At 42.2% G+C, this 21,136-nt stretch carries 28 protein-coding genes; 16 read left to right on the forward strand and 12 right to left on the reverse strand.

Annotation, left to right across the window (positions count from 1 at the left end; translation table 11 throughout):
- Window positions 1-116: 116 nt before the first annotated feature.
- A complete protein-coding gene (locus GTQ43_RS37270) occupies window positions 117-248 on the forward strand; it encodes a hypothetical protein (protein WP_265277711.1) in 132 nt (43 codons plus the stop codon).
- Here GTQ43_RS37270 and GTQ43_RS37275 read toward each other — a convergent pair.
- Window positions 245-1,356, reverse strand: a protein-coding gene (locus GTQ43_RS37275) for an IS630 family transposase (protein ID WP_414859182.1) whose coding sequence is annotated in 2 segments (ribosomal slippage) — window positions 245-936 and window positions 936-1,356 — 1,113 coding nt in all. Because the reading frame shifts where the segments join, the coding sequence is not laid out codon by codon here. The two genes, GTQ43_RS37270 and GTQ43_RS37275, sit on opposite strands and share 4 nt — an antisense overlap.
- A 322-nt stretch (window positions 1,357-1,678) precedes the next feature.
- Here GTQ43_RS37275 and GTQ43_RS37280 point away from each other — a divergent pair.
- The 8 genes from GTQ43_RS37280 (at window position 1,679) to GTQ43_RS37315 (ending at window position 7,390) form a co-directional block, all read left to right on the forward strand.
- Window positions 1,679-2,326, forward strand: coding sequence for a hypothetical protein (locus tag GTQ43_RS37280; protein WP_265277712.1), 648 nt, complete (start codon window positions 1,679-1,681; stop codon window positions 2,324-2,326).
- A gap of 148 nt (window positions 2,327-2,474) precedes the next feature.
- Window positions 2,475-3,137 carry an antirestriction protein ArdA gene (locus GTQ43_RS37285; protein ID WP_265277713.1) on the forward strand — a complete coding sequence of 221 codons (663 nt, stop codon included), beginning with the start codon at window positions 2,475-2,477 and terminating at the stop codon, window positions 3,135-3,137.
- Window positions 3,138-3,198: 61 nt separating this feature from the next.
- Window positions 3,199-4,686, forward strand: coding sequence for an IS1380 family transposase (locus GTQ43_RS37290; protein ID WP_265277464.1), 1,488 nt, complete (start codon window positions 3,199-3,201; stop codon window positions 4,684-4,686).
- Window positions 4,687-5,209: 523 nt separating this feature from the next.
- On the forward strand, window positions 5,210-5,569 hold the full coding sequence (locus GTQ43_RS37295; protein WP_265277714.1) for a hypothetical protein: 360 nt from the start codon (window positions 5,210-5,212) through the stop codon (window positions 5,567-5,569).
- A 71-nt stretch (window positions 5,570-5,640) separates the two neighbouring features.
- Window positions 5,641-5,814, forward strand: coding sequence for a hypothetical protein (locus GTQ43_RS37300; protein WP_265277715.1), 174 nt, complete (start codon window positions 5,641-5,643; stop codon window positions 5,812-5,814).
- 115 nt (window positions 5,815-5,929) lie between these two features.
- A complete protein-coding gene (locus tag GTQ43_RS37305; RefSeq protein WP_265277716.1) occupies window positions 5,930-6,151 on the forward strand; it encodes a hypothetical protein in 222 nt (73 codons plus the stop codon).
- A 44-nt stretch (window positions 6,152-6,195) separates the two neighbouring features.
- Window positions 6,196-7,041, forward strand: coding sequence for an ATP-binding protein (locus tag GTQ43_RS37310; protein ID WP_265277717.1), 846 nt, complete (start codon window positions 6,196-6,198; stop codon window positions 7,039-7,041).
- A 73-nt stretch (window positions 7,042-7,114) separates the two neighbouring features.
- Window positions 7,115-7,390 (forward strand): hypothetical protein, encoded by a 276-nt coding sequence (locus tag GTQ43_RS37315; RefSeq protein ID WP_265277718.1) that lies wholly within the window; start codon window positions 7,115-7,117, stop codon window positions 7,388-7,390.
- 243 nt (window positions 7,391-7,633) lie between these two features.
- On the opposite strand, the gene GTQ43_RS37320 is transcribed toward GTQ43_RS37315, so the two are convergent.
- A complete protein-coding gene (locus tag GTQ43_RS37320; protein WP_265277719.1) occupies window positions 7,634-8,215 on the reverse strand; it encodes a thermonuclease family protein in 582 nt (193 codons plus the stop codon).
- A gap of 85 nt (window positions 8,216-8,300) precedes the next feature.
- Here GTQ43_RS37320 and GTQ43_RS37325 point away from each other — a divergent pair, with 85 nt between their 5' ends.
- The 5 genes from GTQ43_RS37325 to GTQ43_RS37345 all read left to right on the forward strand — a co-directional run bounded on the left by GTQ43_RS37325 (window position 8,301) and on the right by GTQ43_RS37345 (window position 12,306).
- Window positions 8,301-8,684, forward strand: coding sequence for a hypothetical protein (locus tag GTQ43_RS37325; protein WP_265277720.1), 384 nt, complete (start codon window positions 8,301-8,303; stop codon window positions 8,682-8,684).
- 52 nt (window positions 8,685-8,736) lie between these two features.
- A protein-coding gene (locus tag GTQ43_RS37330; RefSeq protein ID WP_414859182.1) for an IS630 family transposase occupies window positions 8,737-9,848 on the forward strand; the annotation gives its coding sequence in 2 pieces (ribosomal slippage) (window positions 8,737-9,157 and window positions 9,157-9,848; 1,113 coding nt in all).
- A 5-nt stretch (window positions 9,849-9,853) separates the two neighbouring features.
- Window positions 9,854-10,153, forward strand: a complete 300-nt coding sequence (locus GTQ43_RS37335) for a hypothetical protein (protein ID WP_265277721.1) — start codon at window positions 9,854-9,856, stop codon at window positions 10,151-10,153.
- Window positions 10,154-10,215: 62 nt separating this feature from the next.
- The gene (locus GTQ43_RS37340) at window positions 10,216-11,121 is read left to right on the forward strand and encodes a hypothetical protein (protein ID WP_265277722.1); all 906 of its coding nucleotides are present in this window, start codon (window positions 10,216-10,218) and stop codon (window positions 11,119-11,121) included.
- A 15-nt stretch (window positions 11,122-11,136) separates the two neighbouring features.
- Window positions 11,137-12,306 carry a hypothetical protein gene (locus GTQ43_RS37345; RefSeq protein ID WP_265277723.1) on the forward strand — a complete coding sequence of 390 codons (1,170 nt, stop codon included), beginning with the start codon at window positions 11,137-11,139 and terminating at the stop codon, window positions 12,304-12,306.
- 3 nt (window positions 12,307-12,309) lie between these two features.
- On the opposite strand, the gene GTQ43_RS37350 is transcribed toward GTQ43_RS37345, so the two are convergent.
- The 4 genes from GTQ43_RS37350 to GTQ43_RS37365 all read right to left on the reverse strand — a co-directional run bounded on the left by GTQ43_RS37350 (window position 12,310) and on the right by GTQ43_RS37365 (window position 15,189).
- A complete protein-coding gene (locus GTQ43_RS37350; protein WP_265277724.1) occupies window positions 12,310-13,362 on the reverse strand; it encodes a TolC family protein in 1,053 nt (350 codons plus the stop codon).
- The gene (locus GTQ43_RS37355; protein ID WP_265277725.1) at window positions 13,271-14,317 is read right to left on the reverse strand and encodes a hypothetical protein; all 1,047 of its coding nucleotides are present in this window, start codon (window positions 14,315-14,317) and stop codon (window positions 13,271-13,273) included. The genes GTQ43_RS37350 and GTQ43_RS37355 overlap by 92 nt, the downstream gene beginning before the upstream one ends.
- A 309-nt stretch (window positions 14,318-14,626) precedes the next feature.
- Complete coding sequence (locus GTQ43_RS37360; protein ID WP_265277726.1) at window positions 14,627-14,941, reverse strand: hypothetical protein; 315 nt, start codon at window positions 14,939-14,941, stop codon at window positions 14,627-14,629.
- A 47-nt stretch (window positions 14,942-14,988) separates the two neighbouring features.
- Window positions 14,989-15,189 carry a hypothetical protein gene (locus GTQ43_RS37365; protein ID WP_265277727.1) on the reverse strand — a complete coding sequence of 67 codons (201 nt, stop codon included), beginning with the start codon at window positions 15,187-15,189 and terminating at the stop codon, window positions 14,989-14,991.
- Between the two features lie 137 nt (window positions 15,190-15,326).
- On the opposite strand from GTQ43_RS37365, the gene GTQ43_RS37370 reads away from it, so the two are divergent.
- The gene (locus GTQ43_RS37370) at window positions 15,327-15,548 is read left to right on the forward strand and encodes a hypothetical protein (RefSeq protein ID WP_265277728.1); all 222 of its coding nucleotides are present in this window, start codon (window positions 15,327-15,329) and stop codon (window positions 15,546-15,548) included.
- Between the two features lie 26 nt (window positions 15,549-15,574).
- On the opposite strand, the gene GTQ43_RS37375 is transcribed toward GTQ43_RS37370, so the two are convergent.
- The 6 genes from GTQ43_RS37375 to GTQ43_RS37400 all read right to left on the reverse strand — a co-directional run bounded on the left by GTQ43_RS37375 (window position 15,575) and on the right by GTQ43_RS37400 (window position 20,400).
- Window positions 15,575-16,666: an ATP-binding protein gene (locus GTQ43_RS37375; RefSeq protein ID WP_265277729.1), complete on the reverse strand. Its 1,092-nt coding sequence runs from the start codon at window positions 16,664-16,666 to the stop codon at window positions 15,575-15,577.
- Window positions 16,667-16,791: 125 nt separating this feature from the next.
- On the reverse strand, window positions 16,792-17,835 hold the full coding sequence (locus GTQ43_RS37380; protein ID WP_265277730.1) for a metal-dependent hydrolase: 1,044 nt from the start codon (window positions 17,833-17,835) through the stop codon (window positions 16,792-16,794).
- A complete protein-coding gene (locus GTQ43_RS37385) occupies window positions 17,835-18,830 on the reverse strand; it encodes an ATP-binding protein (RefSeq protein WP_265277731.1) in 996 nt (331 codons plus the stop codon). Before GTQ43_RS37385 ends, GTQ43_RS37380 begins: the two co-directional genes overlap by 1 nt.
- Before the next feature lie 11 nt (window positions 18,831-18,841).
- Entirely contained in the window at window positions 18,842-19,429 is a 588-nt protein-coding gene (locus GTQ43_RS37390) for a hypothetical protein (protein ID WP_265277732.1), read from the reverse strand.
- 142 nt (window positions 19,430-19,571) lie between these two features.
- Window positions 19,572-19,796, reverse strand: a complete 225-nt coding sequence (locus GTQ43_RS37395) for a hypothetical protein (RefSeq protein WP_265277733.1) — start codon at window positions 19,794-19,796, stop codon at window positions 19,572-19,574.
- Window positions 19,786-20,400 (reverse strand): J domain-containing protein, encoded by a 615-nt coding sequence (locus tag GTQ43_RS37400; protein WP_265277734.1) that lies wholly within the window; start codon window positions 20,398-20,400, stop codon window positions 19,786-19,788. Before GTQ43_RS37400 ends, GTQ43_RS37395 begins: the two co-directional genes overlap by 11 nt.
- Before the next feature lie 417 nt (window positions 20,401-20,817).
- On the opposite strand from GTQ43_RS37400, the gene GTQ43_RS37405 reads away from it, so the two are divergent.
- On the forward strand, window positions 20,818-21,099 hold the full coding sequence (locus GTQ43_RS37405; RefSeq protein WP_265277735.1) for a hypothetical protein: 282 nt from the start codon (window positions 20,818-20,820) through the stop codon (window positions 21,097-21,099).
- Window positions 21,100-21,136 lie beyond the last annotated feature (37 nt).

The raw sequence follows: 21,136 nt of genomic DNA on the forward strand, positions 1-21,136 counted from the left end.
TATATAATTATACCTTAAAAAAGCTTGTTATATAGCTAAAAATAGCTATAATAAAGATATGAAAAAAACCGAGGCGGCAACCTCGGCATCGATTAAATAACTAAAGGTATTCTACAATGCAAGACTTTAACTTCATTCTCAATCACTGCGATCGCACCATCGAGCTTTACAAGAACGTAGAAAAGGGCTTAATTGATAGCAACCTTTCTCCCAACGGTGCTAGTAGTCTGCCAAGCCAACTTTGCTAGGTTAAATTCGGATATAAACGCTGCATTTTTCGGCGAGCATCTTTGGTTTGAAAACCCCAATAGACACTGGCTTTTTGCTGATTACGTTGTTTCTCCCAAGCGGCAATCTCAGAAGTTAATGTTTCTGGATTAGGAATACGGCGTTCTAAACATTGGCGAGACAAAACAGATAATTCAATTTCTACTTGATTCAGCCAAGAAGCGTGTTTAGGAGTATAGTGAAACTCTAATTTTTGAATAATTCGACGTGCTTCTTCTGGTGAAAAAACTTCATATAATGCACTGGGGGTATGAATATTCAAGTTATCAACTACTAAACGAACAACATCGGCATCTCGGTAGCAAACATCTACTAAATTTTTCATCTGTTTAGCAAAATCGGCTTTAGTTCGACGCTCTGTAACTTCGATATGCCGCCAGCCCGCCAAGGGTTGAAAACATGCAAATAAATTTACTGTCCCGTTACGTTTATACTCAAAGTCATAACGTTCAGGCTGCTCCGGCTCTGGTGGCAAAGGAAGTCTTACTTCTTCTACTAATTGGTATGGACGTTCATCAAAGCAGACTACAGGGCGTTTAGGATCATAAGGCTCATTGTATAAATCCAGCACATCTTCCATTCGGAAAACATATTCTGCGTTAACTTCAGGAATACACCATTGTTCTTTCAACCAAGGCTTGATTTCGTTTTTTTTAAAGTTTGACGTACTGTTTCATCTGAGATTGAATCTATGATACCAACGTTCACTAAATGATCTGCTAATAATTGCATTGTCCAACGTACTCTTCCGACTGGTGGATTAGAACAAGCAGTTGCAATCAAAAATGCTTCTTGTTTTTCATCTAACTTTTTAGGTTTTGGTGGATGAACTTCATCCTTCAAAGCAAAATCTAACCCCCCAATGACAAATTTTTCTCGTATTCGTTGCACTGTTGCAACATGCGCTCTAACTATGCTAGCGATCGCTTGATCCGTTTCTCCTTCAGAAGCCATTAGAAGAATGTTTGCACGGGTTATAGTTCTTGCTTTGTGCTTACCTTTTTTAATTATTGCTTGTAGCTGAGAAACTTCATCTTCATTCAAGTCAACAATGTACTTTTTCGCCATGTTACACCCCATTTTTGGCTATTTTACCAATTAGGGGTTTTACTTAGCAAAGTTACCTTGGCAGACTACTAGATGGGTACAAGAGGAACTCCAAAGAATTAAATGTTTAATCCAAGGCTACCAAGAAGAAGAAGCCGAAGGGATGGCAAAGCATTTTAATCAATAAAAGTTTAGGGGGGTTTAGATACCCCCATCTCCACCCACAAAAGAATTTAATCTCTGCAAAATTATTCTCTTGTATCCCATGAACGCTACACAAAGATTCTCTGCAAAAGCCCACACACACCCCAATTACAATTACTCGAATTTTCACAAATCTTTATTGCACGAAAATAATAGCGAAGACTACGCGCTTAGGCATATCTACAGTTTAGAAAATACTAAGGCATTGTTAACAAAATGGGGATGGATCAGCGAACAAATCAGGGTAGGAATTGAACACGCAACCATTGATGTATATCAAAAATTTGTATGGTTGCATATTCCCAATAAAATACAAAAACGCGGTGAAACTATTAAAATCTGTGGCATTTCTCGCTTTATTTCTAAGGCTGATTATGTAGGCATATTAATAGACCGTTGCTGGTCGAAGGCTGACCCCTACAAACTTTCACCTGGTAATGATTGGGATGAATTAATAGCTAAGGGGATGAATGATGAGTTTTACCAACTTAACTTGCTTCCCCACTTTGTAATTTGCACTTGTCACGCCTACCGGGGAATTGAGAAAGCATTTTTACAAGATACAAAAGCTAAACAGTTTTTAGACGACCACCCGATACTAATTGGACAAATACCAGATAAACACAGCGTAGGAGTCTGGAAGTATTTAGGAGCCTGGAACCAGGAACAATACGAAAGTTGTCGGGCTAATCGCCAAGAAGCAGCAATGGCTGAATTAGCAGGTAAGCGATCGCTTTATCAAATGGTATCCGAGGAATCAAGCGAGGAAGTATCAGAAGGTTGGTAAAACCAGTGACCGGCGATTGCAATCATTCAAGCAGAGCGATCGCCCCATAACAAAACTTTGACTATTAATATATGCGATGCCTACGGCGGGCTGTGCCTACGCTCTCTCTTCATTCATCCTCTAAGAATTTTAAAAAGGTATCCAACCAATGCAATTAATTTTTGATTCAGAAACAGAAGCCTTATCTGTAGTAGAACAGCTTTATGGTGTTGAGCGAGTAGGCAAGATTTTAATTGCTGAAAGGATTGATTATGCTGCTTTAGAATTAGCGGTTAAATTAGCTCAGGTAAATTTTCCTATTTTTAGCTTTCCCATTGTTAGCTCTTTAAAATGCCGTCTACCATTCCCCAGACATGAGCGAGAATGTACAGATGAAGATATACCCAAAATATATGTAGCCTGCCTCAGCGCTTATAACAATGGGCATTTACACGGGCTTTGGATTGATGCAACCCAAGAAGCAGAAGACATAGAAGATGATATTAATTGGATGCTTTCTTGGTCGCCTGTGGCAGACGATGAACCGTGTGAAGAATGGGCGATACATGATTATGAAAATTGGCAAGGTATTCAACTTAATGAATGCGTTGACATAGAGCATATTTCAGAACTAGCAAATTTATTAGAAGAACATGGTAAAGCCTTCGCTGTTTATTACCAATATTACGGCAGTGACACCAGTTTAGAAGATTTTCAAGAGAGTTATTTGGGTCAGTTCGAGGATGAAGAAGATTTTGTTTACCAGATGTGGGATGAGTGCGGCACTCTGAAAAAATTAGAAGAGTTAGCCCGGATTTCTCACAAAGCTTGAAGAAACAGGGGTCAAAAACTGCCAAAATGCATATTGCACAACAATTTCAGCAGTTTGAAGTATGACCCCAAATAAAAACGATTGTATACCAGAACAGTTTATATTTGAACAAGTAAAGTCATGTCCAGTTGTAGTTAATTTCAATAGTGAGCCTGTAACATCTGATGCAGGATTAACATTAATTGCGGAACTAGATAGAAAAAGAGAAATAACATCACGGCTGGCAGCATGTTTTAAAGATTACCGAGAGCCAAACAAAATTATGCATCCAGTTAATGGCTTAATTGCACAAAGAATATATGGCTTAATCATGGGCTATGAAGATGTAAATGACCATGAAACTCTACGCCATGATGGAATATTCGCACTGGCAGTAGGAAAAGCAATTAATTTAGAACAAGAACCAATTACTCTGGCCGGAAAAAGTACCTTAAATCGGATCGAGCATTGTCCAGAAGATATCTCTTCAAGAGCAGATAGTCGATATCACCGTATTGAACATGATGCATCAGCCATAGAAACACTCCTAGTTGAGCTATTTTTAGAATCTTATCGAAAGCCGCCACGACAGATAACTTTAGATTTAGATGTTACCGATGACCCCGTACATGGTAATCAAGAAAAAATATTTTTTAATCCTTATTATCGAGGGTATTGTTATGCGCCACTTTATATTTTCTGCGGGAAACATTTACTTGCGGCAAAGCTTCGTGCGTCTAATGTTGACCCTGCGGAAGGAGGATTAGGAGAATTACAAAGAGTAATAAAAATAATCCGCTCACGATGGAAAGAGGTGAAAATTATTATTCGTGGGGATAGTGCTTATTCGAGAGAAGATATAATGAGTTGGTGTGAATCTCAAACTGAAATTTATTATGTATTGGGACTCGCTCAAAATAATAGGCTACTCCAGCTATCTCAATCAATTCAGTATCGCGCATCCCAAGAATATTCAGGAAAAATTAAACATATAGTCGAGTTTTTTGAAACCTTATTTCCTCCATCACCAGATTTAAAGAACGACGCAGCAATATTTGTTGATAACTCAGTTTGGTATTGCTCTCTTGACTACCAAACTCTAGATAGTTGGAGCCGTCATCGTCGTGTTGTCGCCAAAGTTGAATATAGCCATAAAGAAGTTGATACTCGCTTTGTAGTCACTTCGCTCCCTGTTAATAAAATCCCGCCAGGGCGACTTTATACTCAAAAGTACTGCCCGCGCGGGAATATGGAAAATTGTTTAAAAGAACAAAAGCTCGGGTTACATAGTGATAGAACAAGTACCCATACGTTTGAAGGAAATCAATTACGTTTGTGGTTTGCGTCTATTGCTTATATTTTGATGAATGCTCTACGAGAACAATGTTTAGCAAAGACGGAATTTAAAAATGCAACTGTTGAGACTATACGCACAAAATTATTGAAGCTAGGAGCCGTCATTACTATCAGGAAACGACGAATTTTAATCGCAATTAGTAGTGCCTGCCCTTATAAAGAGATTTTCGCAATGGTTTATAAGAGTTTATCTCAATTACCTTGCCCTGGCTGATAATGACCTAATTTAATTCATAAGTAATAACTGATTTTTATTTTTAATAGCTGGTTTTTAGGGTTATTTTACTTGGTTTAAACCCATAAATTGGCATATCAATTTTTATTATTAGAAGTTAGTTTTATCAGTATTTATTATTTTTGATGTATTGTATGTATCTTGAATGGGGTCGGTCTTTACTTGGAGTTGCCCACGTTCTGGAGGTATTTTGATGATGTATTAATTTAATCATCTTAAATTTGACTAATCCAAGCATTTTTTTCTCACTTGTGAGAAATCCAGGTTAGGCATCAATGTATGTTACATCGACTGGAAAGCCATAGCACGAGATTGGTTTATTAGCGATTTCTACTCTGTTGAGGTTGGCTATAAAGAAACCTACGTTTTTAGCCGTCACTAAACTCATGAAAACAATTTGAAATTTATACATAACTATCACCTGAGTGTGAACACTTGAACATCTGGATATTGCCTACTTTTCCTCTAAGAATCTATGCAATCAGCCCACTGTGCATTATCTGTGGCTCTCAAGCAATTTCCAGATGATCCAAAGCTTGAGAAAGCCAAGAAACATTTAGAAGCAGCAGTTAACCTATCGGGAGAATATCACAAAACTTACTGGAGTATTTTCTGGAACACTTCAACCGAACGCACCAAAAAGCGCATTAGAGAAAAATGCAATAACCTAGCCTTTGATTGTTACTCAAAAATGCTTGATATGGCAGATGAAATTGAAGCGTATATAGATACTAAAAATGCTGAAAAAGTAGCACCTCCTAAAAAATGGAGACAATTAATATTTGATTTAAAACTGGCTTTTGATTGGATAGAAAGGGAACATCCCACAGAGATTAGATACAAACAATTGTCACTTTTTTAATTTTAACTGGCTGCCAGCCCACAGCCATAAGTGAGGGTAGGTAAAGCTCTTAATCATTGGAGATAAGGATAATGAAAAAAAGCAGAAAAAAATTACAACAACAATTGCAAGAAAAGCTGGGTGATTTGATATCTGAAATCGAACAAATTATCAATGATGAAGATAACGAAGAGCCAAATCAAAGCTTTTTAGACAATCTCGACCTTGCTATTCAATATCTAGAAGATGCGATCGAGAAGATTTAGAGAATAACTAGCATCTTGACCTGGATAAGTCGTTAAACTGTCTAACTTAAAACTGTCGCCCAACCCGGCCAAGAGCAAGCGACAGCTACCACCCAAAAAACGAGAGGTAAATCAAATGTACAACATCACCGCAGATATCAACTGTGAAATAGCCGCATTAGAAGAGGAACGAGACTGCACGATTCTTTATTGGTTTGAGATGGGAGAGAGCGATCGCAGCAGTGGACTAGCGCCGCAGTATACCGAAAACCCTTGGTATATGAGCGGGTATGAGGATAGACACTATCAGCTAGAAATCGGCTTCATCTCAGAAACCCCAAGTTTTGACCACTTCTAAAACCAGTAGCGCCCCAGTCTTAGCAATTGGGGCAACCATCAACCATGTTTAAAAAAGCAACCAAATCTCAAATCAAAATCCGCCTTGCCCTCAGTGGCGCATCAGGCAGTGGTAAAACTTTCTCAGCATTGGCGATCGCTCAACACTTAGGCGACAACATCGCCCTAATCGACACAGAACACGGCAGCGCCAGCAGATACGCTGACCGATTTACATTTGACACCTGTGAACTCAACGACCACCACCCAGCTAGGTATATTGAGGCTATCAAAGCAGCAGAAGCAGCAGGTTATGAGGTAATCATCATTGACTCGCTATCTCACGCTTGGTTCTCGGAACTGGAGCTAGCTGGTAAAGGCTTTGATGGGTGGAAAAATGTTAGACCACTAGAGCGAAAGCTCATTGACGCAATGATAGGCAGTTCATCTCACATCATTGCAACCATGAGAAGTAAGACAGAGTGGATCATGGAAGAGTACACCGCTAAAGACGGCAAAACTAAACAAGCTCCCAAGAAAATTGGTACAGCCCCAATCCAGAGTAGTGGCATTGAGTACGAATTTGATTTAGCCGGAGAACTTGATTACAACCACATTTTGACTATCAGCAAAAGCAGGTGTCCAGAACTGGCTGATAAAACCTTTCTCAACCCAGGCAAGGATGTAGCCGACACCCTAAAAGCTTGGATTGGACAACCCCAACAGCCCCAAGAAACACCACCTTGGAAATTGTGGAAATCGCCAGAGGATGCAATTAATTGGGCTTCGGAGCAATTACCCGACTGGGATATAGACGCTATCCAAGAAGAATTTAACGAGTTATCCCCCAGCAACGGTAAAAAAGCCCCCGCCTGGGTAGAGCGAGTAATGCAACTCAAGGAGCCATTTTAAATCATCCGAGCAGCTATTACCACAGCTGCTCATCTAGAATAGAAAAGCCTATTTTTTAAGCTATATGTTAATCATGCCTCTGCCCGACCACTCAACGGAGCAAAAAAACGCACTCGAACAATTGATGGAACAAAATGGCTGGTCATACTACCAGCTAGCCGTTGAGTATGGCAAGCTCGAATATCCAGACCTCAGCGCAGCCGAACTTGCTAAAAAATTCAGTACCAATGTCAGAAAAGCTGTCCGTAATCCCGAACAGGCTAGATTTGAAACCGTAAAAAAGCTAGTTGAATTACTAGGTGGCGAACTGATAATTAGGGTCAAGCGGATTGACGAAATGCCTTTGTGAATTTTCACTTCCAGTTAATGTCTGTACAACGCACCACAGGCAGGGGACGGGTCAAACGTCTACGAGCGACTGATAACGTTTAAGCCACTTTCAAAAACTGAAGTTGACCCACTACCAGACAAAGTTAGACGATTAGTTGATAGTTTTTAGGTTTGGCGCATGGATGTGTGACTAGGCGTGTAGTGGTAGCAGTGATAGTAACCACCGCTTCCGAGCAGCAGTTTCTTTTTCTGGACTGTTAAGCTAACGCGCATCTAAATTTGATAATTTAGTATTTTGACGTTGCCGTTTTCTAAATTCCCAAGGGGGGACAGTAGAAGAGTCTCTCCAAACACCAAGCTTTTTAGATTGTGCTATTCGCTCCGCATTGCCAAAAGCTATTTTATTAGGGCATTTATCAGCATACTGTCTGTACAAATAAGCGTTTCCGCTTGATAGTTGCTCCTCATTGAGGGATTTCTCCATCCCATTCTTAGAGGAAAAAACTTCAGCTACAGTTCTGCCATAGCGATCGCTCTCAATCTCTGTCACACTTACAGTTCCCTCAACTTCATTCACTAGTCGCTGTAAATTAGCCTTTGATTCTTTACCTAGAGGCTGGGCTTTCTCTGGGGCATCAATACCGCACAACCTTAATTTCTTCTCTCTCCCATCAGTTTGTCTCACTACCATCGTGTCACCGTCTGATACCCTAATTACCTGCCACTCCTCAGAGTTTGCCATCGCTGGAAATTCAGCGTTCGATTTGCTACATCCACTAACAGCGATCGCAACTAGAAAAAGTGAAATATAAATTTTTCCTACATGAAGTTTAGAAATTTCCATACTTAGATTCAACACTTACCAAAGTAATAATTACTACTCTAAGATGTGTTGATGCACATTCATTTGTCAACGGTGTGACGAACTTATGAAATTTAAAAGTATTTTTGCTTTGGGTGTTGGTGCGATCGCGTCAGCTTTGACGACAGTCATCGCTTTTTCAGTGGGGACTGCTGTGGCGATTCCTTATAATGGCGCAACTGTATACAAGGCGATGGATAGCGGAAGTACAGTAGTTGTATTTTCAGGTACAGCAGGTAGTCGGATTGCGGTTAGTCTTGGAAGCTCAGATAAATCAACAGCCAGGTTAGCTGGTAGTTGTGGTGAAGTAAGAATTTCTCTTCCAAGCAGTGGCGATTTTACAGGTTTGAAGGTAGATGGAGTTGCTGTTAATGCTGCAACTCTACCAAGCCAAACTTTGCCATCTTGTGTAAGTGGCACTTTTTCAGAAGCTAGTAGTCTGCCAAGGTAACTTTGCTAAGTAAAACCCCTAATTGGTAAAATAGCCAAAAATGGGGTGTAACATGGCGAAAAAGTACATTGTTGACTTGAATGAAGATGAAGTTTCTCAGCTACAAGCAATAATTAAAAAAGGTAAGCACAAAGCAAGAACTATAACCCGTGCAAACATTCTTCTAATGGCTTCTGAAGGAGAAACGGATCAAGCGATCGCTAGCATAGTTAGAGCGCATGTTGCAACAGTGCAACGAATACGAGAAAAATTTGTCATTGGGGGGTTAGATTTTGCTTTGAAGGATGAAGTTCATCCACCAAAACCTAAAAAGTTAGATGAAAAACAAGAAGCATTTTTGATTGCAACTGCTTGTTCTAATCCACCAGTCGGAAGAGTACGTTGGACAATGCAATTATTAGCAGATCATTTAGTGAACGTTGGTATCATAGATTCAATCTCAGATGAAACAGTACGTCAAACTTTAAAAAAAACGAAATCAAGCCTTGGTTGAAAGAACAATGGTGTATTCCTGAAGTTAACGCAGAATATGTTTTCCGAATGGAAGATGTGCTGGATTTATACAATGAGCCTTATGATCCTAAACGCCCTGTAGTCTGCTTTGATGAACGTCCATACCAATTAGTAGAAGAAGTAAGACTTCCTTTGCCACCAGAGCCGGAGCAGCCTGAACGTTATGACTTTGAGTATAAACGTAACGGGACAGTAAATTTATTTGCATGTTTTCAACCCTTGGCGGGCTGGCGGCATATCGAAGTTACAGAGCGTCGAACTAAAGCCGATTTTGCTAAACAGATGAAAAATTTAGTAGATGTTTGCTACCGAGATGCCGATGTTGTTCGTTTAGTAGTTGATAACTTGAATATTCATACCCCCAGTGCATTATATGAAGTTTTTTCACCAGAAGAAGCACGTCGAATTATTCAAAAATTAGAGTTTCACTATACTCCTAAACACGCTTCTTGGCTGAATCAAGTAGAAATTGAATTATCTGTTTTGTCTCGCCAATGTTTAGAACGCCGTATTCCTAATCCAGAAACATTAACTTCTGAGATTGCCGCTTGGGAGAAACAACGTAATCAGCAAAAAGCCAGTGTCTATTGGGGTTTTCAAACCAAAGATGCTCGCCGAAAAATGCAGCGTTTATATCCGAATTTAACCTAGCAAAGTTGGCTTGGCAGACTACTAGAACTGCAAATTTTAAAACCCCTACTGGACAAGTCGTTATTGTTGGTAAAACTCCAGGTGCAGCCGTTGCGGTCAGCCTTCCATCTCCAACAACTCGAAATGTAACTGTTAATGCTTGCGGATTTGGAATTTTAAAGGGAACTTCTACTAGTGCAATGCCCGCGACTTTTATGGTCGGGGCAACTAGTTACACGGTAGCAACCCTGCCTGATGCTACAACTGCTCCTTATTGCCGAACGATTGACGGCACTCCTTACGGTTACGTTCCTGCATCTTGGTAATTGAGAGTCAGCGATCGCTCTTTTTATCCTCTAAGAATTAGCGATCGCTTCTTACGCAACCTATGAATAAATTACTCACTCTAACAATATTCATTTCTTTGCAATTACCTGCAATTGCACAGCAAGCCACGGCATTTAAAGACAAAAATAGCACGTTATTTTTATACGCATTCCCACCAAATCAAACTGTAGAAATTGAAATCCAAAAGCCTTTAGAGAAAGCTGTTCAGGCTAATTCGTGCGGGGTAATTGTAGTTAAGTCGGCTGATACGTTTTCAATAGAAAATCAAACTATCATGCCAAACTTTAACTTTAATATTCGTGAGCTTCCTAAAACCTGTGCAGAACTGGTGGGATATCCCCAAATTTTTGAAACTCCTACAGGTGCGATCGCTATTGGTGGTAAAGTTCCGAATGCAGCGTACACAATATCTTATCCAAATTACAAAGTAAAAAAACAGTTAACTGCTAACGCCTGTGGATTTGTCCAGATTCGTAACTTTTCAGCATCCTTTATTAATTTGCCTACCATCACAGCAGGAAGGGCTGATTTTGCGGTTTCTGCTCTCCCAATTAAAGAGCCTTTATTGTGCTTAAAAAGCATCTTATATTTTCCTCTTGGCTTTAATCCCAGAGATGCGATCGCTAATGCCATAGGAGTAACTACACCACCTGTTACCTCACCTAATACTACGACTCCAGTTAACTCACAGACTACTCAACCTGTAGCGGCGAAAAGTGGGAATTACCTGATAGTTTCTAGTATTCCGCCTGGAACTTATACAGTTAGCAATGCTGCTAATCCATCTTTGAGTAAAACTTACACAGTAGGAAATAAAGCTTGTTTAGTGAGCAATCGCACCCAAATAGGTAGCCCATCAGCCTTTTTAATTAACCGCCAGGGATTAACATTTCCAATTGTTTGGAATGCTTTACAAGAAACTTCAACTGTACCAACTTGTAATTAGATTCTTAGAGGAAAAGTGCTTAAAAAAATATTATTTATCCTTACTCTTATCGCTTTAACTCCATCAGCCGCCCTAGCTGAAATGAAGGGATACTTGGGTACTGATGGATATTTTCATATTCAAGGATTAGAACCCAATACAAAATATACTATTGATTTGGGAGGAATGCCCATAATTAGAAGTGGGATTTCTAATAGTTGCGGAATTTTGCGAATAGTTGCAAGTGGGACGATAACGGCAAGCGATCGCATTGAAATCAAAGACGAAAAATCAGGTTCAACCTACGGCTTTACAAATACAAATATTCCTGTTAAAGAAACTGCAAGGTGTGACGGGACAATTAAGCCTGAAAGAGAAATATGGGCAGATGACAAGGGAACTACTTATATCTCTGGATTGTCACCAAGTAGCGCCCAAACTATCAGATTATTAACGTCAGCACCTACGAGAAATATAAAAGCAAATATCTGCGGTTTCTTATCTTTCAAATTAGGTGAACCTCGTCCAAAAGCAATCATTATTGAAAATCAAGCTTTTGTGCTTGCGTCAGCACAATCAAGTGGAGGAATAGCTTGCAGAAAAGGTAAATTGTTTGTAGCGTATCCAAATCCTGTTTTAGTGGCTGCTGTTAACGCGGTTACGTGGCGATCGCAAAATCCTATATCCTGGTCGTCTAGTACTCAAATAGCAAGTATTAGTGGTAGTGGAACTTCTTGGAGTCCCCCGCCATCAAACCCAAACCCAAATCCAAATCCTGGAGGAGGAGGTTCTTGTACTATTGGCGTAAATTGTGAGGAGCCGCCGCCACCACTGCCAACTTGCCCCACTGGAACTACAGGCACTCCGCCAAATTGTGTAGCACCCCCACCACCACCTCCACCTCCAGAGGAACCACCAAAATCTCAGCCACCACAAGGGCAAAAATACTGCAAGGTTGGTGTTCAAATGGTTGTAATTGGCTTGCAACCTAGAAAACGAGCATATATGCTCACGCCAGAATTAGATAATTATGCCGAAGCAGATGTAGATGATTCTGGTTGGGTGCAATTTGACAGCATCAACTATAACGACCAATGGGAAGGAGAACCGGCACCAGTAGAAATAGGATATCTAGAAAATGATGATTTTCAACCTATTGGTGGGGCTTACTCATTTCCGATTTCAGTAGTTCAGCCTTGTCAATGAGTCTTATATTTCTGCATCCTTTACGGACAAAACTAACAGTTTAATTTCAAATAATGACCGCCTCATCTTAGCCCAAGCCCTATAAGTTTGGGCTTTTGTATTGTCAAGTGAATTTTGTCTAGTTAAATAACTTTCAGTATCGCTATTTCCCCTTACATAACGTAATTCAAATACTTTAAATTGATCAACTGCTCTTGATGCTATTACCTGGGCAGTTTGAAAATCAGTCCGTGCCTCATCAAAAGCGATCAACGATTGGGCTGTTTTATCTCTAATGGTATCCGCCAACTGTGCGCGGCTGCGCTGTAATTCAGCCACTTTTACTTGGATATCGCTGATAGCGATCGCATTGCGCTGCGCGTCAGCATTCCCCCCTTGGGTTCCTTGAAATAGTGGTATGCCTATCACGTTTAATAACCCATTAATTAGGTTAGTTTTGCCACTAAATATCCCTGCCAAATTATCAATTAGTCCTGTACCTGCTGCCTGTGGCTGTCCTGCCGTGGGAGTAGGCCCTAAAAGATATTGCAGCGCTGGGGTGAGAATTCCCAACCTGATGGATTTTTGATTTCCCGCTTTCGCCTCCTCAATGCGAGAGTTGGCCTCAGCAATGCGGGTATCAATTTCTTTGAGAAGTGGGGACTGTGCGATCGCTTTCTCCTGCAACTGTTGCAAGCACACAGCCGACGTTTCTAAGCAAGGAAGTCCGCCGCGCAACAGCCGCCACATATCATCATTCATTTCGCGCTCAAGAATCACATCGATGCTGGGCTTGTTAAAAGGGTTTTGTTCGGGTTTGGGCAGCTTTGAATCAGATTCCTGATCAGCCTGTTGTGCCTCCTCCGGTGATAAATTTTCCTTTGGTTGCTCCTCTTCCTGGGTTGTTTCGTCGGGTGTATCAGAACTCTCAGTATTCTGCTGTAGCGAGGTTGACGGAGTTGGCGGGGTTGACGGAGTTTTAGTATTAGCGGCGGGTACTTTGATTGGGACTGGGGACGATGTTGGTAGAGCGTTGGCGAAGCCCGCCGTTCGCGTAGCGTCTCGTAGAGAAGGCATCGCTGTCCCCATTCTTAGAGGATGGAGTAGCAGGAGCAGCGCTAATAGTAATAGTTGTGGTGTACTTGCCATTTACCCCAGTCCAAGGCTTAATTCGCCTAATGTAGCCGTTTCGGGGCGATCGCAACATCGGGATAAGTGCTAGTTTATCTTCAATGTTGGTAAGTGAAATAGCCAATTGTGCTAGCTGATAGTCTCTGTCTCTAACAGACTGGGCATATTGTTGCTGTTGCCGTGAGTATTCTTGTTGAGTTTGGTTTTCCTGCTGCTGTCGCCTCGCCTCGTTCAAGTTGGCATCATACTCTGTCAGTTGACGGCGATTTTGAGCCGCAATTAACCGCGACTGGGCAACCTCTAAATCAGACTGTGCCAATCTCACATTTATTTGAAGCTGCTGTAATTCCTGTTGTTGGAGGATAGCAGAGGCGTTGAGTTTGGCTTTGCTTTGGTCGAGTGCAGAATTAGCCTGATCGAGGAGCGATCGCAATTGCTTTAATTTCGCCTCCTCGTGTTGCAGAATTTCACTGGATAATTTCATATCCCGCATCGACTGAATCATCTGCTCTTGCTCTGCTACCTTTTGAGAAGCAATTTGGAATCCCGCTTCAGCGTTCTCTGACTCAGCCCTACGTTCTGGGTTATCAGTTTGTAGCAACTGCGATCGCGCCTCTAGAAGTGCCTCAGCCTGGGATAACTTCATTTTAGATTGTGCGATCGCTGCTGTTTCCTCTGAGAAAATCGCCGGGGGTAATGGCTTTAGCCCTAACGATTCCCTTGGTTTGAAGGGTTCGGGAATAGTTTTAGATTTTAGATTGTCAATTTGGAGTGTGACGGATTGCTTCTGTTTTAAGAGGCGATCGCGTTCTGTGGAGTTATCGCTAATTACATCCCCTTTCTTTATCTCCTGCCCAACTCGAACTTTTAAGAACGATGGATTATCAACACTAATACTCATTCTTAGAGGACGGTTTTGCTGGATTATAGAGATAGGGGAATCACTCTCGTCATCTAGATCAGAGGGCTTTTCTACGTGGAGATTAGTATTATTAGTAGCATTGGCAGCCTGATTTTGGGGAGAGTTTTTAGCTATGAGTGCTAGCCCAACTATCCCCACACAACAATAAGTAATTAGGTTTTTTCTGCTAAACACGCTCATAGAAAGAGAAAAACTATTTGGGGAGCAACCTACTTCTATGATTCCCATAACCGACAGAAAAGTGGGGACAGGCTATATCTAGTCGGGGATTTGCTAAAAAATAAGCTGTCAGTCCATTGGGTCTTTTCTCCCAATTCCTAATTCCTGTAATTTAGCCTTAACGTTCTCTGGGGCATTTCCACAATAATAAAATCGTTTACCTCGGAGATTAGCTAAATAGTATCCAGGTTTCCCGCCTCCGATTCGGAATAATTCAATAGCTACTTGCTGTTTAGTTATGCCGTACAAAAGCTCGAAGTCATTCAAGTTAACAGCAAAAGGCAACTTTGAATAAAATAATTTACTAGCTTTCAAAAACCACTTTGCGTCCCTGTATTCAAAAATTCGATAGCAGTCTGGAGTGTAAATCGTTATATCTGTCATAATCAAGAAAGTCCCTAGTTAGACTAGGGACATAAGCACTCATTCGTTTAACTTTCTGATTCGTCTTCGGTGTGGAGTTCAGGGGGGAGTTCCTCTAGGTAAAAAAGTTCTTCCTCCTGAATATTCTGCTCCACCCATCCAACGATTTCTTCCTGGGCTTCGTCATCAGCACTATAAAGCGCCTCATAAACCCGGATATCATCGGGATCGGTTTGTTTGTTTCCGTTCCCGTTTTTGGGTTCAGCCATAAACCTCCTTGTTTTTCAATGTAAGTGTAGGTTTTTATTGCCTACACTTCATTATAACCCGGTTAACCAGTGATTACAAGCATTGACTGATATCTTCTAAGAGGTTTATCATTGTGTAAACACCAGTTAACCAGCAAATGAGTAATCCTAACCCACTACAAACTCAAGAATTTAAAGAGCAGCAGTTCAAGGCATATACAGAAGGTCTATCAGAGCCGTTGGCGAAAAAGGTAACAGGAGTCAAACTGCCCCAAAGTATTCATGATGCACTTGGGGCTATGCCTGCTGAAGAAAGAGTGAAATACCTACGGCGAATTATTTCTGAGGCTGTTACGCGAGATTTAATTAGCAGACAATAGGTAGAAACTCTCCCTCAACATATGGGTTATAATTCCACTCTCTTGTAGTAAGGGATAATATTAACTTTGTGTCCATCTTTCCCCATTCTTACTAATGCTTGGAGTGGGTCTAAATTAGCTATTAAATTATCGGAAAATCTAAAGCGAGAAGCAACTGTTCTAACTTCTGCTTGGTCAATAGGTAAAATGATTTTTGTGGCTGTATTGGCAATGACTTCTTTACTGATTTCAGCATCACGTTGAGAGGCTACAATGCAGCACAGTCCATGCTTTCTACCATCAGCTAAGATAATATTTAAAGTTTTAGAGTTCTTAACTTCTTTACATTCGTCGATTAAAATAAAGGTCTTGGGAATTTTATCTTCAATTTCCCCAGCAATTCTGTGACTATCCATTAATTGCTTAATAAGAGCTTCAGCAGCGATCGCACCCAACCCCGGTACTTTCCCCAAAGCAGATAAATCAAACCTGATGATAGGCGCATCCAGCGACGGCTGGGGACGAGTGAAGATACCGTACTCAAACATCGCCGCCAATTTCAGAGCAAGTTTTTGTGATTCCTTACAACCATTCTCAATCCTAGCTTCAATCTCAATTCTGACATCAGCAAAAGTTGGGGGTTGCTTTGTCCAGGTCTTGGGGTCATCTTGAAGAATCCCACGCTGTTTATAACAAGTGGTGAGGATGTCAATAGCTAGCCCTTCTTGATTGACACCCATTGTCAAGGCTTTTTTGAGAATAGCGGCGACAGCGATCGCCTGCAAACTTGGCCCCCCGCCCTTAGTATCTAAGTCCACCACCAAGGGGTTAATCCCGTGCGGTGACTCCATGTTAAGCGGGTAACAAGATTCAAATGGTAGCTCTAAATCCCCATGAAAATCTATGCTTATGCAGCGTACACTCGGTATAAAGCGCGGGAGTTCATAAGCGATCGCTTTTAGGGTTTGAGTTTTCCCAGAACCAGAAGCGCCAATAATTGCAATGTGACCATTAGGTAAGTTTGCAGGATTCCAGTAAACTTTGTCACCTAATAAAATACCGTCTGTTGCTGATTCTGTAGTACTTTTCTTAGATTGGTTAGGCTTTAAGGTAGCTGTTGGCAGTGGTTTAGGAGGCATCGGGTTATTAAATTAGGAGTAGGGAATGGGGAATTAGGATTTTAGATTTTAGATTTTGAAGTTAGGTATTAGAGATTGGGCATTGAGCATAAGGTATGGGGAAAAAGGGGAGTGGGCAGTGGGGACTATTGAATGCTGCTATTAATCACCCTCACTTGTAGTTGTCCCGTAGCGAATTCCTCGCCTAGCTTACTTTGGACAATTGCAAGGGGTGCAGCTTCTAAAGTGATGCTGGTGTCAGTTGCCTTGATGGTGGGGAATTGGTAAGGGTCGCGGGGTAAACCTGAAGTTTCTAAACCATCCACCGTTAGCTGTCCAGTTACAAAAACCATTGCCCCAGTGCGGTTGAATTGTGCGATCGCACTTCCTATCGGTTCATCTTCCAAGGTCAACGCCTCAATGTTGGTAATAGCTGGCTTTCCAACATCCGCCGTTATTTCCTCTAAGAATATTTGGCTATCGGGTTCGGTCGATGCCTTGTAAATCCTTCCGTCGTCGGACTGGACTAAAAAGCCTGTTCCCTGTACCTGAATAATTAGATACTGCCCATTTACCTTAGAGCGATCGCCCGTCCTCACCCCTTTGATATTGGCTTTAATTAAGTGAGTTGAACCTGACTCATTGAAAATGTGCTGCACACCAGAGGGGGACGCAATTAACCTGTTGAACTGGGTTAAAATTCCTCCTGAATTGTTTACGCTGAAAGTGCCGAGAGCGATCGCAATCAGCAATATAAGGATGAAGTATTCTGCATTGCTCCCAGTCCTTAACCTTAAATTCCTGTTTCCAGGGCAGACGCACCGCACCGGGGAAGGCCAGAACATTTCCACACCGCCACGGGTGAATACGTCAGCAAACCAGCCGAAAAAGTAGCCTACACTCAGGGCGTGAGCGAGGTTTAGGAAACTGGGGTTAAATAGCGCTGCGGTGTAACCGGCAATTGCGATCGCACCACTGGCAACTAAACTGTGTGTACAACTGCGATGGGGCATCCTGCTCTCAAAAAATCTACTTATCCACGGTAGGACACGGCCGGCAGGTGATGTGGAAATGTCGATATCAGGGAGAAGGCCAGCGATCGCACCCACCGCAATAATCGTCGGGCTAGCTGTTCCTAAAAGCAAACTGGTAGCTGTACCACTAATTAATAGGTGTGAAATTCCCAGCATTACCGTATCCTCCTGTCTTCTGGTGGAAGATTATATAAGAGGCGGGAAAGACCGAGGAATACAGCTGCTGCGATACCTCCAAATATATAAAGTGCTTGATCGCCAGTCCCTAACCCGATGAAGCGCATGATCACAAAGGCAATTCCCGCCAGGAGTATCAGGGGTGTGATGTCAAAATATCTTCTGTGGTCAGCACCCTCAACATCTAACCCCAAATATTCCTCATCTACAGCCCGTGCTGCTAACATCGGGTTTCCGCCGGCGCGTTCCTGGAGCTTGGCAAGTTCAGAGGGTTTGAGGGCGATCGCTCTTTGGGCCGCGGCAATAATCATAATTTCTCGAATTGCGTACTCTGGCAGGGGTTTAAGTTCAATTCGGGGAATGTTGATAAAAATGTCGGTGCGGGGTGGGTCAGTGGCTAAAAGTAGCATGGGTACGTTACTTCGCCGCAATTGCTTAAGCCACATTCTAAATTTGGCATCGCAACAGTGAGCGTCATCGATGATTAGGAATGCTGTGTTTTCCTCTAAGAAAGTAGCGATCGCGGTTTTGAGTTTGTCAGCTGTTAATAATTTTCCTTCCAAGTTTTCGGTTGGAATGTCGAACTGGTGGGCAATTTCGAGCAACATCTGTTTGGGCGTAGCCGGTTCGATGAACGCCACCATAAACCCGTCAGCTTGTAGCTTCTCCACTACTGCGATCGCTAGTACGGATTTACCACTCCCGTCCTCGCCAGCAATTAAAATTGCACCATCTGCCAGAAGTGACGCTGTGGTGCGGTTTAACTCGGCTTGCCTGTAGATTTTGAATTCTCCAGGTACAGGTATAGTTTCAATTACTGGTTCCTGAGTCTGATTCTTAGAGGATGGTTTGAGTTTAGGGGCGATGCCTAGGGCAACTCGAAGCGAGAACGCTAAAACTCCACTTACTACTATTGCTACAAGTGAAAAGGGATTTAGCCCATTAACAGCAACAATCGCCCCAGTTGCCAGCATACCGAGAAATTTCAAGCCGCGCTGATAGAACCCATTGCGATATTGATCAATGAGTCCGCGTAGGCGAAAGGGTCAACACTGGGCATCTGTGCAGATTCTTGGATTTTGGCCTTTAGTTCGTCTGGTAGCAGTTCGGGATTTTGAATGAAGTGTTGAGCTAGTACATTTTCAGCTATTAAAGTGCCAGCTGCTTTATTTTGTGCGCTGGTGACTATGGCTGCTACATCATCTACTGGTGAGGACTGCGATCGCTTCTGCTTGGGTGCGTAGGTCGGAGTAATTTGTTGAGTCTCCGAGACTGTCAAGCTAGTGGTAGGCGCTGGCTGTTCTTCCTCTTCAATTGGCCCAGATGGTTCAGGTACTGGATAGCCCTGCATCCTACCAGTCTGCTGTATATGCTCGTGTAGCGCGTCCATGTGCGCTATCTGGTCAGCATACAGATAAGCCTTTCCGCCTTCCTTCCAGGTTGTAATCCGCAGGTATCGTGTCCGAGCGTAGAAAGCATCACGCTCAATCCCATATTTTTTTTGTAATTCTAATGTGCGAATTTTAGAATTTTCTACATCATTTTGTAGGGTATCTGGTTGGGTGTCTGCCATAAGGAGTGGGTTGTATGCCAGTTTTTTAACTATTGTCGGGCATACAATCCGGCAGACTGTACGGTAGGATTACGGGTTGTATTGTGAAGTTTTAGCAGACAAAGTACAACGTCACCTCTGCGGAAATCACAGTCTTATAATTTCAATCATTACCGGAATTATCTGCATACACCTCGTATTTCCATTCAGCACATTCCAAATCAACTGAGAATGCTAAATCTTGTACCTGCTGACTGAGTTGCTTTACTTCCTCTGACTTTGCATCATACTTCTGTAAACTGGTTTCAGCCTCTTCAAATAGTGCCTTGAGTTCTGGATCTACAGGGTCTTTTAAATACTGTTCAAATTCTTCAGGATTAATATTCATAGTTACCGCACTTGTAACCAGCTTGTTTTGCTTTCTCATAAGCAGCATTGATTACTGCCATCTTCTCAGAATCAGGGGAGCTACCACCGTCTGGATGATACTTTCGTGCTAATTTACGGTAAGTAGCCTTTACCTCATCATCAGAGGCGCGAACATCAACGCCTAGCACTTCCCACCATTTCCTCTCGCTAGCTTGTGGTGGTAGTGCTTGATACCCAGCAAATGCTTGTTCAACACTACCCACTCCCCAGCGCTCCATTCCGCGCATAGCTGCAATGTGCAAGCCAATGGCTCGGAGGTTGTCTTTAACCTTGAGCCACTTGTCGCAACACAGCGCGTAGTTCTTCTTTTTGATTCGGAAGTAAACCGCAACTCCCGAATCGTCTGGCTCCGTAAAATTTGCATAAGGTAGACCATCTCGCCGTAGCTGTACGTTGCTGGAAATAACCACGGCGAATGCACCTAATAATTCAAGCTCGTGAAGCAGTTGATCACGAGCAACTGCAAAGCTAACTTCAAATCGTGCCTCCATGCGTTTGTGTTGCGGGGTTCTGGGGTAGATGGTCGCCCAGGTGAGGGGATAAGCTGAAATGTTATTTATCATTGCTGCGTAGTTTACCGCCAACTCTTAGAGACGCTATGCGTAGCTTGCTTCGCCGTAGGAGTACGGCATCGCTCGTCACAAACATCTACGTCCCTAATTCTCTACCCAAGTCTGACAAATCGCAACTAAAGCTGAGGTGAGAGGCTTCCCCCTTTTTTTCGAGCGAACGCGAGTAGCGTCTCGTAGAGAGGAAATTTCCAACTGTGGCTGTGGTTCATCGTCCCGCACAGCGCCGCAGTATGAACACTGGTTTGCTTTTAAACTGTGCGTTCGCGGACAACGATTTCGCACTGCACGTCTCTATAGTATTAATGACTTTAGTCATCTTTAAATGGTGACTTTGTATACAGGCGTATGCCTGGTTATGACGAGTAAATTAAGAATATACAAATTAAGTGATGTAAGGCAAAAAGATATATGAACCGCTTAAAATCTATTCTTCTTGGTGGCTTACTAGCAGCTGCTTCAATTGCTGCTCTTTCCCAAAATGCTAATGCTGCTGAATTTAAATCTGAACACGATCATTTGAATCGGAATACTGTAGCTTTTAATAACAGCAAAGCCCAACACGAACGCCAAGCTCGTGAACAACGCGCTCGTCAATTGCGTGAGCGTCAAGCTCGTGAATTCCGTCAGCGTCAAGCTCGTGAGCAACACGCTCGTGAATTGCATCAGCGTCAAGCGAGGATTAATCACTAAGAAAAGAAATTTTCCTTCATATTACGTAGGAGAGTAG

It is taken from the genome of Nostoc sp. KVJ3, from assembly GCF_026127265.1.
Lineage (GTDB): Bacteria > Cyanobacteriota > Cyanobacteriia > Cyanobacteriales > Nostocaceae > Nostoc.

Bases quoted from the DNA above. Each gene is read 5' to 3' on its own strand.
- GTQ43_RS37400 (WP_265277734.1), bottom strand. From the start codon at position 20,400: ATGATAAATAACATTTCAGCTTATCCCCTCACCTGGGCGACCATCTAC.
- GTQ43_RS37310 (WP_265277717.1), top strand. From the start codon at position 6,196: ATGTTTAAAAAAGCAACCAAATCTCAAATCAAAATCCGCCTTGCCCTC.
- GTQ43_RS37380 (WP_265277730.1), bottom strand. From the start codon at position 17,835: ATGCTGGGAATTTCACACCTATTAATTAGTGGTACAGCTACCAGTTTG.
- GTQ43_RS37290 (WP_265277464.1), top strand. From the start codon at position 3,199: ATGACCCCAAATAAAAACGATTGTATACCAGAACAGTTTATATTTGAA.
- GTQ43_RS37395 (WP_265277733.1), bottom strand. From the start codon at position 19,796: ATGAATATTAATCCTGAAGAATTTGAACAGTATTTAAAAGACCCTGTA.
- GTQ43_RS37270 (WP_265277711.1), top strand. From the start codon at position 117: ATGCAAGACTTTAACTTCATTCTCAATCACTGCGATCGCACCATCGAG.
- GTQ43_RS37300 (WP_265277715.1), top strand. From the start codon at position 5,641: ATGAAAAAAAGCAGAAAAAAATTACAACAACAATTGCAAGAAAAGCTG.
- GTQ43_RS37390 (WP_265277732.1), bottom strand. From the start codon at position 19,429: ATGGCAGACACCCAACCAGATACCCTACAAAATGATGTAGAAAATTCT.
- GTQ43_RS37405 (WP_265277735.1), top strand. From the start codon at position 20,818: ATGAACCGCTTAAAATCTATTCTTCTTGGTGGCTTACTAGCAGCTGCT.
- GTQ43_RS37285 (WP_265277713.1), top strand. From the start codon at position 2,475: ATGCAATTAATTTTTGATTCAGAAACAGAAGCCTTATCTGTAGTAGAA.
- GTQ43_RS37365 (WP_265277727.1), bottom strand. From the start codon at position 15,189: ATGGCTGAACCCAAAAACGGGAACGGAAACAAACAAACCGATCCCGAT.
- GTQ43_RS37315 (WP_265277718.1), top strand. From the start codon at position 7,115: ATGCCTCTGCCCGACCACTCAACGGAGCAAAAAAACGCACTCGAACAA.
- GTQ43_RS37370 (WP_265277728.1), top strand. From the start codon at position 15,327: ATGAGTAATCCTAACCCACTACAAACTCAAGAATTTAAAGAGCAGCAG.
- GTQ43_RS37360 (WP_265277726.1), bottom strand. From the start codon at position 14,941: ATGACAGATATAACGATTTACACTCCAGACTGCTATCGAATTTTTGAA.
- GTQ43_RS37355 (WP_265277725.1), bottom strand. From the start codon at position 14,317: ATGAGTATTAGTGTTGATAATCCATCGTTCTTAAAAGTTCGAGTTGGG.
- GTQ43_RS37325 (WP_265277720.1), top strand. From the start codon at position 8,301: ATGAAATTTAAAAGTATTTTTGCTTTGGGTGTTGGTGCGATCGCGTCA.
- GTQ43_RS37350 (WP_265277724.1), bottom strand. From the start codon at position 13,362: ATGCCTTCTCTACGAGACGCTACGCGAACGGCGGGCTTCGCCAACGCT.
- GTQ43_RS37385 (WP_265277731.1), bottom strand. From the start codon at position 18,830: ATGCTGGCAACTGGGGCGATTGTTGCTGTTAATGGGCTAAATCCCTTT.
- GTQ43_RS37340 (WP_265277722.1), top strand. From the start codon at position 10,216: ATGAATAAATTACTCACTCTAACAATATTCATTTCTTTGCAATTACCT.
- GTQ43_RS37305 (WP_265277716.1), top strand. From the start codon at position 5,930: ATGTACAACATCACCGCAGATATCAACTGTGAAATAGCCGCATTAGAA.
- GTQ43_RS37320 (WP_265277719.1), bottom strand. From the start codon at position 8,215: ATGGAAATTTCTAAACTTCATGTAGGAAAAATTTATATTTCACTTTTT.
- GTQ43_RS37375 (WP_265277729.1), bottom strand. From the start codon at position 16,666: ATGCCTCCTAAACCACTGCCAACAGCTACCTTAAAGCCTAACCAATCT.